Genomic DNA, 15,327 nt, shown 5'->3' on the forward strand with positions numbered 1-15,327 from the left:
CCCGATGACTGGCTATCATGCCCCAAGTCGCTTGACCAAGGCTGGGTAACGCGCCATCATGGGCCCTGTCCGCAGGCGGCTAGCAGCCACAATCGCCTGCAAGTCGCGTAGGGCGTCTGCAAAGACCTCGTTAATGACAATGAAATCAGCTTCGTGGGCGTGTTGTAACTCGATGTGGGCAGCTGCAACACGCTTTGCAATCGTGACCTCGTCATCCTGGCCACGCTTATGCAAACGTTCCTCAAGAGCCTCAATTGAGGGAGGGAAGATAAACACCCAAATCGCCTGAGGAATTAATTTGCGAATTTGCTGAGCGCCTTGCCAATCAATTTCTAAGATGACGTCATGGCCTTGTTGCATTTGGCCCTCAATCCACGAGCGCGAAGTGCCATAGAGATTGCCATGCACTTGCGCAGACTCTAAAAAATCTCCGGCAGCTTGCTTAGCCAAAAAGTCCTCTTTAGTAATAAAGGAGTAATCGCGCCCATCCAGCTCACCGGCACGCGGTGCACGCGTGGTACACGATAGCGAGAGCTGCAATCGATGGTCAGACTCCAGGAGTGCATTCACCAAAGACGATTTACCTGCCCCTGAAGGGGCCACAATCATCAACATGCTACCTTGGTACGATTTTGGAGTGCTCATGGTCATCACTCCAAATTTTGCACTTGCTCGCGCATTTGCTCAATCAATAATTTGAGTTCCAATGCAGTATTTGTGCAGTCCTCATGAACTGATTTAGATCCAAGGGTATTGGCTTCACGATTTAGCTCTTGAATCAAGAAATCTAAGCGCTTACCCACGGCCCCACCCTCTGCAATCGCGGTCCTTGCGACCTGAATATGCGTTTTAAGACGAGCCAACTCTTCGGCAACATCAATACGAACCGCATACAAAACCACCTCCTGCCGAATACGCTCTAGTAACTCGGTATTAAACGGGATATTGGCTTGCGTCGCATGAACACCCAAGGCTTCCTCGATCCGAGCCACTAATTTGTTTTGATAAAGGGTCACAATCTCAGGAATACGAGGTTCAAGTTTGGTCACCATGCCTTGCATCGCATCGAGAGCATTCGTTAAAACCTTAGCGAGCGCCTGACCCTCGACCTGCCGTGATTGAAGCAACTGCTGCAAGGCCTCCTCGCCGGCCTTCAGAATTGCGCCATGCCACTGGTCCTCAGCGGTATCCGAATCCGCAACCACACCCGGATAGCGCAGAATATCGGCAATGCGAAGCTCCTCTGCGGAAGGAAACTGTTCCCGAATCGCTTTTTGTGCATCTTTCAAGGCCCTCAGCTTGGCGAGGTCTATTGCAATCGCACTTTGGGAGTGCCCATGCTCGCTTGAGCTTTGACGCCAAGCAGCCCGAACCTCAACCTTGCCGCGCTTTAGATGTTTATTGAGGAGCTCACGCAAAGCACCCTCAGCGCTTTTGCACTCATCGGGTATCCGAAAGCTCAGATCCAAAAAGCGGCTATTAACTGCCCGAATCTCCACCTGAAGATTGGCAAAGCTCCCCTGACCAATCGTAATGGGGTGGGAAGCACTGCCATAACCAGTCATGCTCGATATCATGTAGGCATTGTAAATTGCAAAAAAGGAAGTCTTCCATGAATCGTCCCAGCCAACGCCAAGCACGTGATCTGCGGCCCATCACCATCACCCGCTCCTTTACAAAACACGCCGAGGGCTCGGTCTTAATCGAATTTGGGGACACCAAGGTTCTTTGCACCGCAAGCGTTCTCGAGAAGGTACCCCCCCATCAAAAAGGCTCGGGTGAAGGCTGGGTAACCGCCGAATACGGCATGCTGCCCCGCTCCACCCACACCCGATCGGATCGTGAAGCTGCCCGAGGCAAGCAAAGCGGACGTACTCAAGAGATTCAGCGACTGATTGGTCGAGCCTTGCGCAGCGTCTTTGATCTCAAACGACTTGGCGAGCGCACTATTCATCTTGATTGTGATGTGCTTCAAGCCGACGGGGGAACGCGCACCGCAGCGATTACCGGTGCCTATGTTGCTGCCCGCGATGCGGTCAATCATTTACTTCACCAGAAGCTGATTACCTCCGATCCGATCATCGATAGTGTTGCCGCGATCTCGGTGGGTATTTATCAGGGCGTCCCCGTTCTCGATCTTGATTACGCAGAAGACTCCGACTGCGATACGGATATGAATGTGGTGATGACCGGTCGTGGAGGCATGATTGAGGTTCAAGGAACGGCCGAAGGGGCTCCGTTCTCACGCTCTGAACTCGACGCACTATTAAACCTTGCTCAAGTTGGCATTGAGGAGCTAACGCGTATCCAGAAAAATGCTCTAGCCGCATGAACCAACGCTTGGTATTGGCTTCGAATAATGCAGGCAAGCTGAGAGAGTTTTCACAACTGTTTAAACCCTTTGCAATTGAACTCATTCCTCAGGGACAACTTGGGATTAGCGCAGCAGAGGAACCCTTTGACCGCTTTATCGATAATGCCCTAGCGAAGGCTCGGCATGCCAGCAAGCTTAGCGGTTTACCTGCCATTGCCGATGACTCCGGCATTTGTGTGGATGCCTTAGGTGGTGCGCCCGGTGTTCGCTCAGCCCGCTTTGCCGGTGAGCATTGCTCAGATACCGATAACAACCAAAAGCTTTTGTCCTTACTGGTGGGTCATGCAAACCGTCGAGCCCACTATGTATGTGCCTTGGTAGTGGTTCGAGACGCTGATGATCCCAATCCGATCATCGTTGAAACGCGTTGGGACGGTGAGATTATCGATGAGCCACGCGGTCAAGAGGGCTTTGGCTATGACCCCTACTTTTATTTACCGCAATTGCAAATGACCGCCGCAGAGTTAAGTCCAGAGCGCAAGAATGCGATTAGCCATCGAGGCCAAGCGCTGGTTCAGTTAATGAGGCAATTGCAGAGCGATTCGTTTTTTTATCGACCCCATGCTTAAGGCTGCATTCGCGCTCACCGCGCTCCCTCCTCTCTCGCTGTATATCCATTTCCCCTGGTGTGAGCGCAAGTGTCCCTACTGTGACTTTAATTCGCATCAGGTCAAAGATGGCGGATTTAATGAGGGCCGTTACATCGAAGCGCTGGTGGCTGATCTCCAAACCGAGCTTCCCAATGTATGGGGTCGTCGAGTCCATACCATTTTTATTGGGGGCGGCACTCCTAGCCTCTTATCCCCCAAAGGCCTCGATGATCTTTTATCCCATGTACGGGCTCTCATCCCCATCGAGCCCCATGCTGAAATCACTCTTGAAGCCAATCCAGGATCGGTCGAATCGGGTAAGTTTGCTGAATTTGCCAGTATTGGCATTAACCGTGTGTCCTTAGGGATACAGAGCTTTAACTCAGATCATCTCAAGGCATTGGGACGGATTCATAATCAGCACGATGCGCGCCGTGCCATTGAAATCGCACACGATCATTTTGAACGCATCAATATTGATCTGATGTACGCCCTTCCCAAGCAGACCCTTTTCGAGGCCCGGGCTGATCTTCAAGAAGCCCTATCATTTGATGTATCCCATCTATCGCTCTACCACTTAACACTCGAACCAAATACCTATTTTGCGAGTCATCCGCCACCACTTCCGCACGAAGATGAGAGCCATGCCATGTTTGAATCGGCATTAGAGACACTGGCGGCGCATAGCTTTAGTCGGTATGAAGTCTCGGCATACAGCAAGCCAAAGCAACAGTGCAAACATAATCTGAATTATTGGGAGTTTGGTGACTACATTGGCATTGGTGCTGGTGCGCATGGCAAGATCTCGTTTCCGGATCGAATAACACGTCAGATCCGTGAACGCCACCCTGAGACCTATATGAGTAAGATGACCGAACAGGGTCACGCCGTCATTGAAAACCGAGTGCTCACGCAAGACGATTTACCCTTTGAGTTCATGCTAGGAGCATTAAGACTAATTGATGGGGTGCCAACAGCAATGTTCTCGGAGCGAACGGGTCTTGGGCTCACCGCGATTAGCAAACCGATTGCAGAGGCTCTTCGTAAAGGATTATTGGACGAAGATCCTACGCGACTCAAAGCCAGTCCACTGGGCATGCGCTATCTCAATGACCTGCAGGAATTGTTCTTGAAATAAGTGGTGGCGGAAGCGGTGAGATTCGAACTCACGGAGGACTTTCATCCTCGCCAGTTTTCAAGACTGGTGCATTCAACCACTCTGCCACGCTTCCTAAGAAGGAGCAATTATAGGGGAGTTGAAGCTTGGATGAAGAATTGAGGCCTAGGGATTAAGCAAACCCTTTAGATACTTCGCGATTGCCAAACTGGAGGTTAGTGCGGGTGACTCAAAGCCAAAGAAGTTATAGAGACCTTCAATTCCATGTTCATTGGGGCTATCGATCCGAAAGTCTCCAGCGGGTTGATCTTTCGATACGATCTTCGCACGTACCCCTGAATAATCGGCCTGCAAACTACCATCCTTAAGGTCTGGCCAGTATTGACGGATGGCTGCATAGAATCGCTCGCCCCGCATCGGATCGACTGAATAGTTAATCTGATCCTCAGACTCAATCTCGAGCCACTCCACATCGGGACCAAACTTAGCCTGCCCCGCCATATCGAGTGTCAAATGCACTCCCAAGCCACCCGGTTCTGGTACGGGATAAATTAAATGCTGAAATGGTGACTTGCCTGCTAAGGAAAAGTAATTGCCTTTCGCAAAATAGGCTGTTGGAATGTGTTCCGTTGGTATTCCCTCTATGCGTTGTGCAACTGCTGGGGCGCTCATACCTGCACAATTAATGAGATACTTCGTTTGCAGTTGCATCGCATCAGCACCGCCCACCTCCAGCTCAAATCCTCCAGGGATCGCGCGCGCATGATTTAAAGGTGAGAGATAAGCAACCATCCCGCCCGCATCCTCAAAACCGCCAAGCAGTGACAGCATATAAGCATGGCTATCCACAATGCCGGTGGTTTTTGACCAAATTGCTGCGGCAACACGAAGATCCGGCTCTAGAGTATTGGCTTCTTTGGCTGTGATGAGGCTGATTTCACGTGCACCATTTTGCTGAGCGCGATAGAAAATCCCATGCAGATCGTCAACCTGCTGTGGATCGCTTGCCACAATTAATTTACCGTAGCGCTGGGTCCCAACTTGATGGTCGCGGCAATACTCATAGAGTATGCGATTACCCTCAACGCATAATTTTGCTTTTAATGAATCCTTTGGGTAATAAATGCCCGCATGAATAACTTCACTATTTCGGGCGCTGCTAATGGTTCCAAACGATGCTTCCCGCTCGAGTAATACAGTTTCATGACCTTGCAATGCCATTTCTCGGGCGACTGCCAAACCAACAACTCCAGCTCCCACCACCACACAATCCAGTTTTTCCATATTAATTTGTTATTTTTTGATGCCAAATCGTACCATTTCATTGAAATTTAATCTTGATGCTTTTGATGCCCTTATTGATAAAATCACTGCATGACCGCACTCTCTAACGCAGAATCATCGAGCAACCCCTCAAGCGCGGTTTTTGGCTCCCTTCAAGCGGCTGGTATCGTTTTGGATCTCGCCTACCAGGGTATTGACGCTAAGGATTGGAAACGATTATTTGCGAACGCTCAGGAAGCAAAGGTCAGTGACCACTTAAATGCTGTTTTTAATGGTGAGCGTGTAAATACTAGTGAGCATCGCCCTGCACTGCATACGGCACTGCGTAATCTCGATAAGAGCCCAATTTTGGTTGATGGTAAGGATGTCATGCCAGAGATCGCTGAAGTCTGGCAACGAATCGAGGGCTTATGCAATAAATGGGTGGGTGTGACCGATTTAATTCATATTGGTATTGGGGGCTCAGACTTTGGCCCACGACTTGCTGTGCAAGCCCTCGCTCACTCAGCGAATAAATCCAATCGCGGGCTGCGAGTTCATTTTGTAGCCAATGTCGACAGTGCTGAACTAAGTCATGCTTTAGAGCGTGCTCAAGCCAACAGTACCAAGGTATTGATTGTGACCAAGTCCTTTGGTACAGCCGAGACTTTGATGAATGCGCGAGCTGTTCTTAATTGGTTTAAAACCAAGAACCTCACCAGCTCACAAATCCAAAACTCCTTGTTTGCCATTACCAGCAATGTCCAAGCAGCCAAAGAGTTCGGCATTCAGGCAGAGCATATCTTTCCCTTTTGGGATTGGGTTGGCGGACGATTTTCGGTATGGTCTGCGGTCGGTCTACCCATCGCACTGCAATACGGCTTTGATACCTTCAAACAATTTTTGCAAGGTGCTAATCACATGGATCGCCATGCGATTAGCGCTCGCGCCGATCAAAATCTTCCAATTCTGATGGCCTTGGCTTTGTACCATCAACAAACTAAACACCATTCCAAGGCATACGCCGTGATTCCATATGCACATGCCCTTGAACTATTTCCATACTGGTTGCAGCAATTAGATATGGAGAGTCATGGCAAGCAAGTGGATCGCTTTGGTAAGCCCGTATCACTTAGTTCTCCCGTTGTCTTTGGCAGTGCTGGCACTAATGCACAGCACTCGTATTTTCAGTTACTGCATCAAGGTCCAGAGTGCATTCCGGTTGATCTAATTGCCGTCAAAGAAGCAATGAGCGCTCTACCAGAAGCCAAGGATCATCACTTCGCTCTCTTAGCCAATTGTTTGGCACAAGCCCAAGCCTTAGCCTTAGGTCGCGATGCGAGCGACCCTAATCTTAGCTACCCTGGAAAGCGTCCCAGTAATTTAATTGTGCTGCCCAAACTCGATGCCTATCATTTGGGCGCCTTACTTGCTCTTTATGAGCACCGTGCTGTTTGCTTGGGATCGCTGTGGGGTCTTAATAGCTTTGATCAGCCCGGAGTTGAACTTGGCAAAGTACTAGCAAAACCCATTGAACGCGCCCTCCAAGAAAAAGAGGGTTCGGGTGATACCTTGGACTCCATCACTGCTGCCAGAATTTCTTATTTCCGAAAATAATTCCATGAATGTTCCTGCCTCGATTTTTAAAGCCTACGATATCCGCGGCATTATTGATGAAACTCTTAATCCACAGATTGCTCGAGCAATTGGCCAAGCTTTTGGCAGTCAAATGCGCGATTTGGGAGAAATGGACGTTGTTATTGGTCGAGATGGTCGACTCTCGGGCCCAGTTCTGATTGAGGCCCTAACCGAGGGTTTGCTATCGACCGGCATTAATGTGATTGACCTCGGAATGGTCGCCACACCGATGGTGTACTTTGCTACCCATCAGACCATTGGAAATAGCCAACCCAAATCTGGGATCATGATTACCGGCAGCCATAATCCGCCCAATTACAACGGCTTTAAGATGGTACTCGGTGGATCAGCGATTTATGGCGATCAGATTCAGGGGCTGCGCCAGCAAATTGAAGCGGATGATTTTCGCCAAGGGAGTGGCAAACGTTCCAGCTTCAATATCTTCCCTCAGTACTTACAAACCATTGTTGGCGATGTTCGCCTAGCCAGACCCATAAAAATCGCCATCGATTGTGGCAATGGCGTGGGTGGCGCGTTTGCTGGAGAATTATTTCGGGCCCTGGGTTGTGAGGTGCAAGAACTCTTTTGTGAGGTTGATGGGCATTTTCCCAATCACCATCCGGACCCTGCCCACCTTGAGAATCTTCAAGACCTAGTTCGCAACCTTGCAAGCACTAGCAATGAGCTGGGTCTTGCCTTTGATGGCGACGCCGATCGACTTGGTGTAGTAACCAAAGATGGCGAGGTGATTTTTCCGGATCGGCAAATGATGCTGTTTGCCAAGGATGTACTCAGTCGCAATCCAAAGGGCCAAATCATTTATGACGTCAAATGTACGCGTAACCTTGCCCCATGGATCCGTGAACATGGGGGTGAGCCTCTCATGTGGAAGACTGGCCACTCCTTAGTCAAGGCCAAGCTGAAAGAGACTGGTGCCCCTCTAGCTGGGGAGATGAGCGGTCACATCTTTTTTAAGGATCGCTGGTTTGGATTTGATGATGGTCTCTATACCGGCGCCCGCCTACTAGAAATCCTTAGTCATTTTGATAATCCAAGTACAGTGTTAAATGCCCTACCGAATGCCATTTGCACCCCTGAATTGCAACTTCCATGTGCCGAGGGTGAATCTTTTGTCTTGCTTGAGAAAATCAAGGCTAACCCCAAGTTCCCAAGTTCTCAATCGATTAATACGATTGATGGTGTACGGGTGGAATATGACGATGGCTTTGGTTTGGCTCGCCCCTCGAATACAACACCGATTGTGGTACTTCGATTTGAGGCTGATTCGGAAGAAGCGATTCAACGAATCCAGCAAGAATTCAAAGCGGCTCTTTTAGCTGTGAAGCCGGATGCAAGATTACCGTTTTAGTAGAAACCCACTTAAATCTTTTTAATTTCTTTAATCCGATTTTGCTCGTCTACTAGAACAATTTTGGGATTATGGGTTTTAGACTCGGCGTTATCAATGGGTCCGTAGGTGCAAATAATGAGATGGTCACCCACGTGGGCCTTACGAGCAGCGGCACCATTTAAAGCGATCGCACCTGAACCTCTGGGTGCCTTGATAATATATGTGGAGAATCGCTCGCCATTATTAATGTTGTAGAGCTCTATCTTTTCATATTCACGCATATCAGCTGCATCCATGAGATTCTCATCAATCCCACAGGAACCTTCGTAATGCAAATCGGCCTCGGTGACGACCACCCGATGTAACTTAGCCAATAACATGATCCGCTTCATAGAAATCCCCTTTAAGCATGGGATTCTATCGCGAAAGTGATTGCGAGTTAAGATTGATGGATGAGCACAATGAATCAATCACTCTCGACCGGTAATTTTTATGATTACCCCCAGCAAGATGCATCGGGGGCTACTTGTATTGCACAGGCGTGGGCCAAAACGCCTGCACCGCTTGGTTTAGAAGAGAAACGGGATGTGATTGAGCGCATTAAGGCCTTATTGAAGGCAAGGGATGCGGTCATTGTGGCGCACTATTACGTCGATGGCGATATTCAAGATCTTGCAATGCAAACTGGGGGTTTTGTCTCTGACTCCTTAGAGATGGCTCGGTTTGGTAAAAATCACGCTGCCCAAAATTTAATCGTTGCTGGTGTGCGATTCATGGGTGAGACTGCGAAGATTTTGAGTCCCCAAAAGCACGTGTTCATGCCAGACCTTGAGGCAACCTGCTCGCTTGATTTAGGGTGTCCCGCGGAAGACTTTCGTAAATTCAAGTCCGCCCATCCAGATCGAGTCAGCGTGGTGTACGCCAACACGAGTGCCGCTGTGAAAGCCCAGGCGGATTGGATGGTGACCAGCTCTTGCGCACTAGCCATCGTGCACCATTTGGATCAGCAAGGTAAGAAAATATTGTGGGCACCCGATCGACATCTGGGACGTTACATACAAGAGCAAACTGGCGCCGATATGATTCTGTGGAATGGCGCATGCATTGTGCATGATGAATTCAAAGCAACCGAACTGGCAGCAATGCGCCAGAAGCATCCCAATGCCATGGTTCTTGTTCATCCAGAGTCACCACAACACGTTGTCGATCAAGCAGATGTGGTTGGCTCAACCTCAGCGATGATTAAAGCGGTACTTGAGGGTAGTGCTCCTGAATACATTGTGGCCACTGATCAGGGCATCTTGCACCGCATGCGTCAACTCGCGCCTCAGAAAAAGTTGATTGCAGCACCAACCGCTGGTGAGAGTGCTACCTGCAAAAGCTGTGCCAATTGCCCTTGGATGGCCATGAATGGCTTATACGGCATCTTGCAATGCTTAGAGCATGGCATTGGTGAAATCGAGGTGAAAGAGCCTATTCGTTCCGAAGCACTTGCATGCATTCTTCGCATGCTGGACTTTACCTCCACCCACCCAGAATTATTAGCCAAAGCCCAGCACGGCTTCATTAGAAATATTGGCGCTGCATAAGCTGCTTTGAATATGTTTTCTGATAATGAATCCTTAGATCAAGCCATTGCCCGCAATGTGCGCGATGCCCTCTATGAGGATATTGGTCGTGGAGATTGGACTGCCAATCTTGTGCCTGCCAATCAAACTGCGCATGCTAGGTTAATTGTGCGCGAGCCAGCGGTGCTGTGTGGAACCGCATGGTTTGATGCGGTGGTTCAGGCACTTGACCCACAGGCAACTGTTCATTGGCTCTCTTCTGAGGGTGACTGGCTGGCACCCGATCGCTTGGTCTGCGAAATGACTGCGAATGCACGAGCACTTCTGAGCGCTGAGCGCCCTGCTATGAACTTTCTTCAGACCCTTTCTGCAACGGCGACCACCACTCGCCGCTACGTTGAAGCAATTGCAGATGCTAGCCCCAATCCCAAAGGATGCGCTATTTTGGACACCCGCAAAACCATTCCAGGACTACGCCAAGCCCAGAAATATGCGGTTCGAGTGGGTCATGGTCAGAATCAACGGATGGCCCTATGGGATGGCATCTTGATTAAAGAAAATCACATTGCGGCGGCAGGGAGTATTACTGCGGTGTTGGCTGCTGCCAATCAACTCAATGCAGGGGTGGATGTACAAATTGAAGTGGAAAGCCTTGCAGAACTCCAAGAGGCGATCGGCCAAGGCGCCAAGAGTATTTTGCTCGATAACTTTAACCTCGATCAAATGCGCGAAGCTGTGCGTCTTACGAATGGTCGAGCTTTATTGGAAGCTTCTGGCGGTATTACCCAAGATCAACTCCGTGCCATTGCAGCAACGGGTGTCGACCGAATCTCGATTGGTAAATTAACTAAGGATATTCAGGCAATCGATTATTCGATGCGTATTGATCGCATCAGCTAGATTGTTGGGTTTGAATCGGGGTCAGAATGGTTGGGTATGAGACAGGCCATGTTTTTGGGTAATCGCGACTAAAGTGCAATCCTCGACTCTCTTTGCGTAACAAAGCAGAACGCACAATCAATTCAGCGCATTCGAGTAGGTTGCGTAACTCAATCAAATCTCGGCTTACTCGAAAGTTAGCATAGTAATCTTGAACCTCAGTGCGCAAGAGCTCAATACGATGTAAGGCGCGTTCAAGTCTTCGCGTGGTTCGCACAATACCAACGTAGTTCCACATCAAGGAGCGTAGCTCATCCCAGTTATGTGCAATCACCACTTGCTCATCAGCATCTTCAACTTTACTTTCATCCCACAGTCGTACTGGGGCTTGCTCAACATCATCCTGTTCTGTAATATCAGCTGCAGCAGCTTTACCAATGACCACGCATTCCAGTAATGAATTCGAGGCCAAGCGATTGGCGCCATGTAATCCAGTATAGGTTGCTTCACCAACGGCATACAAGCCGGTCAAATCGGTACGTCCCTTAAGATCGGTGACAACACCCCCGCAGGTGTAATGTGCAGCAGGTACCACCGGAATTGGTTCTTTAGTAATGTCGATACCCAGAGCAAGGCAGCGGGAGTAGATCATCGGGAAGTGTTCGCGAATGAAGGATTCTCCTAGATGCGTTGCATCGAGATGCACATAATCCAAGCCATGTTTTTTCATCTCAAAGTCGATCGCACGCGCCACAATATCGCGTGGAGCCAGTTCCTTGCGTTCATCATGCTCTGGCATGAAGCGATGACCATTTGGTAGCTTCAAGATTCCACCCTCGCCACGCATCGCCTCAGTAATCAGAAATGTACGATCGCTTGGGTGATACAAACAGGTTGGATGAAATTGCACAAACTCCATATTGCCAATCCGGCAGCCTGCACGCCATGCCATGGCAATTCCGTCACCCGTTGCGGTGTCTGGGTTGCTGGTGTAGCGATAGACCTTACCCAAACCACCCGTCGCCAGGACAACCGCTTTAGCTAAGATCGTTTCAACTCGGCCTTTTTCAATATCAAGTGCATATGCCCCGAAGCAACGATTCGATTTGTACTTCGCAGGGACTTGTAAATGTTTGTTAGTGATCAAATCAAGAGCAATCCAATTCTCTAGAATCCGAATATTGGGATGCGCTTTGGCTTTATCCAGCAATACCTCATGAATTGCCTTACCAGTTGCATCTGCGGCATGAGCAATTCGTCGATGACTATGCCCGCCCTCACGAGTTAAGTGCAATCCCTCTGGTCCGGCCTGATCGGGAGTAAATGGTACGCCTTGCTCAACCAGCCAATGAATCGCTTGTGCACTTTGTTCAGCAACGTAACGCGCCACAGATTCAACGACCAGACCTGCTCCAGCATTGACCGTATCGACTACATGCGATTCAATGCTGTCCTCTTGATCGAGAACCCCAACAATTCCGCCTTGCGCCCATGCGGTCGCCGCTTCACTCAGACGGCGTTTAGCCATCAAAATAACCGGCTGATGGTCGGCGAGGTGAAGCGCAGTTGTAAGGCCGGCTAAGCCGGCCCCAATGATTAGTACAGGATGATGGTCATGCGCTACGCTCATTGAATGAGCATAGCATCGTTTACTGTTAGGTCATAACCGATGTGCTGCGCTGGCTTACCGCCTTTTTGAACGGCAACAGCACAATACTTAAACTCCGGGATCTTGCCAAAGGGATCCAATGCGGGGTTAGTCATTAGATTGGCAGCCGCCTCGTAGTAAGCAAACGGCATAAACACAGCTCCACTTGGCGTGCCATCATCCCGGCGCACATGAATCCCAACCTCGCCCCTGCGCGACTTCACGGTAATTACATCACCGGGGTTCAGGCCTAACTTCGCCATATCTTCACCGCACATCGACGCGGTTGCCATTGGCTCAATGGCATCCAAAACACCTGCGCGTCGGGTCATACTTCCAGTATGCCAATGCTCGAGCTGACGGCCCGTGATTAATACAAAAGGATATTCGGTATCGGGTCGCTCGTTAGCTGGAATAAGATCAGCAGGAACCAGTTTTACTTTGCCATCGGGAGTTGGGAAACTCTCATCAAATACGATGGGTTGGCCAGGATCATCTTCGCTTAAGCATGGATAGGTCACGCATGACTCACGCTGCAAGCGATCCCAGGTAATTCCGTTGATCACAGCATGCATAGCACGGCGCATCTCGTCATAGACCTCGGCAACGCCACACTCCTCGCCTTGATAGCCCCACTGCAAACCAATCCGCTTAGCAAGCTCCTGAATAATCCATAAATCAGGCTTCGCGTCACCAGGTGGGTTTAAGGCACGCTTACCCAACTGCACCATACGGTCGGTGTTGGTCACCGTACCGGTTTTCTCGGGCCAAGCACTTGCTGGCAGAATGACGTCCGCTAACCACGCAGTCTCGGTCATAAAAATATCTTGCACCACAAGATGATCAAGGGAAGCCAAGGCATGCCGCGCATGATTAAGATCCGGGTCGCTCATGGCGGGGTTCTCACCCATGATGTACATCCCCCGAATCTTATCGGGATCAGAATCCGGCGCTGTGATCTTATGCATGATCTCAACCACGGTATACCCGGGCTTTTTATCAAGCGGTGTATTCCAAAACTTCTCAAACCACTCATGCGCCTGGGCATTATCAACGCGCTGATAGTTCGGGAACATCATCGGTATTAGTCCCGCATCACTGGCGCCTTGAACATTGTTCTGTCCACGCAATGGATGCAGACCAGAACCAGGCTTACCAATTTGACCGGTAATGCTGACTAAAGCAATCAAGCAACGGGCATTATCGGTGCCATGCACATGTTGGCTAACACCCATCCCCCACAAGATCATTGAGGCTTTGGATTTGGCAAACTCGCGCGCTACCTCACGAAGTGTCGCAGCAGGTACGCCACAAATCGGGGCCATCGCTTCAGGGCTGTAACCTTTTACATTCTCTTTGAGGGCCTCGAAATTGGAAGCGCGTTCTTTAATAAAGTGCTGATCGCACAGTCCCTCTTCGATCACGGTGTAGATCATGGCATTGAGCATGGCGACATCGGTATCGGGCTTAAATTGCAAGGTCCGCCATGCATGCTTACCAATATCGGTCACGCGTGGATCGGCCAACACAATCTTGGTGCCATTCTTAGCAGCATTTTTCATCCAAGTTGCAGCCACCGGATGATTGGCGGTTGGATTAGAACCAATTACAAGGATTAAACCAGAGTGTTCGATATCGTTCACCTGATTACTCACAGCTCCAGAGCCAACGCCCTCAAGCAATGCAGCCACACTCGATGCATGACATAAACGCGTGCAATGGTCGACGTTATTGCTACCAAAACCAGTACGTACCAACTTCTGAAACAAGTAAGCCTCTTCGTTACTGCCCTTGGCTGAACCAAATCCTGCCAAGGATTTCTTGCCATGTTGATCGCGTATCGCTTTTAACTTACTGGCTGCCAGATCAAGGGCCTCTTCCCAACTGGCTTCACGAAAGACTTCGCTCCAATCTTCAGGCTTTTTACCGGCAGACTCAATCGAGTGCTCATCCTTTGGTACACCAGGCTTACGGATCAATGGCTTGGTTAAACGTTGAGGGTTATGTACATAATCGAATCCAAATCGGCCTTTAACGCATAGGCGACTGTGATTTGCAGGGCCATCGCGACCATCTACGCTCACAATTTTTTCGTCCTTTACGTTGTACGTAATTTGGCAGCCTACTCCACAGAATGGACATACCGAATCGACCTGGCGATCAACTGCTTGGGAACCAATGTGGGTCTTTGGCATTAATGCACCCGTTGGGCAAGCTTGTACGCATTCACCACACGCAACGCAAGTGCTGGTACCCATCGGATCGCTCAAATCAAATACGATTTCGCTATGCGCACCCCGCATGGCGTAACCAATCACATCATTGACTTGCTCTTCACGGCAAGCGCGCACACATCGATTGCACTGAATGCAGGCATCCAAATTAACTGCCATCGCAGGGTGTGACAAATCAGCAGAGGGTTGATGACGACGCAAGGCCTTGAGTTCAGGACGAACTGCTACATCGAGGCGATTGGCCCACTCACTTAACTCTCCATGCTGTTGGCGCTCACGCTCGGCATCACTATCACCAACCCATTTATAACCTTCATCGGGCATATCGGAGAGCAACATCTCAAGCACTAATTTTTGACTCTTTAACGCACGCTCACTATTGGCTTTTACCTCCATCCCAGCCGTTGCAGCGCGACAGCAACTAGGGGCCAGGGTACGCTCGCCATTGATTTCAACAACGCATGCACGACAATTCCCATCGGGCCGATAGCCGTCCTTAAAACAGAGATGGGGAATATCAATGCCATGGCGTTTTGCTGCTTTTAAGATGGTTTCACCCTCATAGGCAACAATCGTCTTACCATCGAGCTTGAACTCAACGGTTTGCAGTGCTAGTTCTTGCGGATTGACTGGTGCGTTCACGCCTTAAGCTCCCTATCTAAGCG

13 protein-coding genes and 1 tRNA gene are annotated in these 15,327 nt (G+C 49.7%); 7 read left to right on the forward strand and 7 right to left on the reverse strand.

All coding sequences use genetic code 11. The features are described from left to right. Positions 1–15: 15 nt before the first annotated feature. Both gmk and ICV32_RS06595 read right to left on the reverse strand, forming a co-directional pair. Positions 16–651: a guanylate kinase gene (gmk, locus tag ICV32_RS06590; protein WP_215369332.1), complete on the reverse strand. Its 636-nt coding sequence runs from the start codon at positions 649–651 to the stop codon at positions 16–18. After that, entirely contained in the window at positions 651–1,577 is a 927-nt protein-coding gene (locus tag ICV32_RS06595; RefSeq protein WP_215369340.1) for a YicC/YloC family endoribonuclease, read from the reverse strand. Before ICV32_RS06595 ends, gmk begins: the two co-directional genes overlap by 1 nt. Before the next feature lie 35 nt (positions 1,578–1,612). On the opposite strand from ICV32_RS06595, the gene rph reads away from it, so the two are divergent. The 3 genes from rph to hemW are packed head-to-tail and all read left to right on the forward strand — an operon-like array spanning position 1,613 to position 4,102. Continuing rightward, positions 1,613–2,332 carry a ribonuclease PH gene (rph, locus tag ICV32_RS06600; RefSeq protein ID WP_215369348.1) on the forward strand — a complete coding sequence of 240 codons (720 nt, stop codon included), beginning with the start codon at positions 1,613–1,615 and terminating at the stop codon, positions 2,330–2,332. After that, positions 2,329–2,943 (forward strand): RdgB/HAM1 family non-canonical purine NTP pyrophosphatase, encoded by a 615-nt coding sequence (rdgB, locus tag ICV32_RS06605; RefSeq protein ID WP_215369356.1) that lies wholly within the window; start codon positions 2,329–2,331, stop codon positions 2,941–2,943. Before rph ends, rdgB begins: the two co-directional genes overlap by 4 nt. Beyond that, entirely contained in the window at positions 2,936–4,102 is a 1,167-nt protein-coding gene (gene hemW, locus ICV32_RS06610) for a radical SAM family heme chaperone HemW (protein WP_215369358.1), read from the forward strand. The genes rdgB and hemW overlap by 8 nt, the downstream gene beginning before the upstream one ends. 4 nt (positions 4,103–4,106) lie before the next feature. On the opposite strand, the gene ICV32_RS06615 is transcribed toward hemW, so the two are convergent. Further along, positions 4,107–4,196: transfer RNA gene (locus ICV32_RS06615), tRNA-Ser, on the reverse strand. Between the two features lie 50 nt (positions 4,197–4,246). Next, positions 4,247–5,365 carry an NAD(P)/FAD-dependent oxidoreductase gene (locus tag ICV32_RS06620; RefSeq protein WP_215369366.1) on the reverse strand — a complete coding sequence of 373 codons (1,119 nt, stop codon included), beginning with the start codon at positions 5,363–5,365 and terminating at the stop codon, positions 4,247–4,249. Between the two features lie 90 nt (positions 5,366–5,455). On the opposite strand from ICV32_RS06620, the gene pgi reads away from it, so the two are divergent. Both pgi and ICV32_RS06630 read left to right on the forward strand, forming a co-directional pair. Then, positions 5,456–6,961, forward strand: a complete 1,506-nt coding sequence (gene pgi, locus ICV32_RS06625; protein ID WP_215369376.1) for a glucose-6-phosphate isomerase — start codon at positions 5,456–5,458, stop codon at positions 6,959–6,961. A 4-nt stretch (positions 6,962–6,965) separates the two neighbouring features. Then, positions 6,966–8,351, forward strand: coding sequence for a phosphomannomutase/phosphoglucomutase (locus tag ICV32_RS06630; protein ID WP_215369378.1), 1,386 nt, complete (start codon positions 6,966–6,968; stop codon positions 8,349–8,351). An 11-nt stretch (positions 8,352–8,362) separates the two neighbouring features. On the opposite strand, the gene panD is transcribed toward ICV32_RS06630, so the two are convergent. Then, positions 8,363–8,725, reverse strand: a complete 363-nt coding sequence (panD, locus tag ICV32_RS06635; protein WP_215369383.1) for an aspartate 1-decarboxylase — start codon at positions 8,723–8,725, stop codon at positions 8,363–8,365. A 69-nt stretch (positions 8,726–8,794) separates the two neighbouring features. Between panD and nadA the strand changes: the two genes are divergently transcribed. Continuing rightward, entirely contained in the window at positions 8,795–9,922 is a 1,128-nt protein-coding gene (gene nadA / locus ICV32_RS06640) for a quinolinate synthase NadA (RefSeq protein ID WP_215369386.1), read from the forward strand. Between the two features lie 12 nt (positions 9,923–9,934). After that, positions 9,935–10,801, forward strand: coding sequence for a carboxylating nicotinate-nucleotide diphosphorylase (gene nadC, locus ICV32_RS06645; protein WP_215369389.1), 867 nt, complete (start codon positions 9,935–9,937; stop codon positions 10,799–10,801). Here the strand turns inward: nadC and nadB are convergent. Further along, on the reverse strand, positions 10,794–12,410 hold the full coding sequence (gene nadB / locus ICV32_RS06650; RefSeq protein ID WP_215369392.1) for an L-aspartate oxidase: 1,617 nt from the start codon (positions 12,408–12,410) through the stop codon (positions 10,794–10,796). The two genes, nadC and nadB, sit on opposite strands and share 8 nt — an antisense overlap. Beyond that, complete coding sequence (fdhF, locus tag ICV32_RS06655; RefSeq protein ID WP_215369395.1) at positions 12,407–15,304, reverse strand: formate dehydrogenase subunit alpha; 2,898 nt, start codon at positions 15,302–15,304, stop codon at positions 12,407–12,409. The genes nadB and fdhF overlap by 4 nt, the downstream gene beginning before the upstream one ends. Positions 15,305–15,327: the final 23 nt, after the last annotated feature.

This window comes from Polynucleobacter sp. MWH-UH24A, assembly GCF_018687475.1.
Classification (GTDB): domain Bacteria; phylum Pseudomonadota; class Gammaproteobacteria; order Burkholderiales; family Burkholderiaceae; genus Polynucleobacter.

Bases quoted from the DNA above. Each gene is read 5' to 3' on its own strand.
- gmk (WP_215369332.1), bottom strand. From the start codon at position 651: ATGACCATGAGCACTCCAAAATCGTACCAAGGTAGCATGTTGATGATT.
- ICV32_RS06595 (WP_215369340.1), bottom strand. From the start codon at position 1,577: ATGATATCGAGCATGACTGGTTATGGCAGTGCTTCCCACCCCATTACG.
- rph (WP_215369348.1), top strand. From the start codon at position 1,613: ATGAATCGTCCCAGCCAACGCCAAGCACGTGATCTGCGGCCCATCACC.
- rdgB (WP_215369356.1), top strand. From the start codon at position 2,329: ATGAACCAACGCTTGGTATTGGCTTCGAATAATGCAGGCAAGCTGAGA.
- hemW (WP_215369358.1), top strand. From the start codon at position 2,936: ATGCTTAAGGCTGCATTCGCGCTCACCGCGCTCCCTCCTCTCTCGCTG.
- ICV32_RS06620 (WP_215369366.1), bottom strand. From the start codon at position 5,365: ATGGAAAAACTGGATTGTGTGGTGGTGGGAGCTGGAGTTGTTGGTTTG.
- pgi (WP_215369376.1), top strand. From the start codon at position 5,456: ATGACCGCACTCTCTAACGCAGAATCATCGAGCAACCCCTCAAGCGCG.
- ICV32_RS06630 (WP_215369378.1), top strand. From the start codon at position 6,966: ATGAATGTTCCTGCCTCGATTTTTAAAGCCTACGATATCCGCGGCATT.
- panD (WP_215369383.1), bottom strand. From the start codon at position 8,725: ATGAAGCGGATCATGTTATTGGCTAAGTTACATCGGGTGGTCGTCACC.
- nadA (WP_215369386.1), top strand. From the start codon at position 8,795: ATGAATCAATCACTCTCGACCGGTAATTTTTATGATTACCCCCAGCAA.
- nadC (WP_215369389.1), top strand. From the start codon at position 9,935: ATGTTTTCTGATAATGAATCCTTAGATCAAGCCATTGCCCGCAATGTG.
- nadB (WP_215369392.1), bottom strand. From the start codon at position 12,410: ATGAGCGTAGCGCATGACCATCATCCTGTACTAATCATTGGGGCCGGC.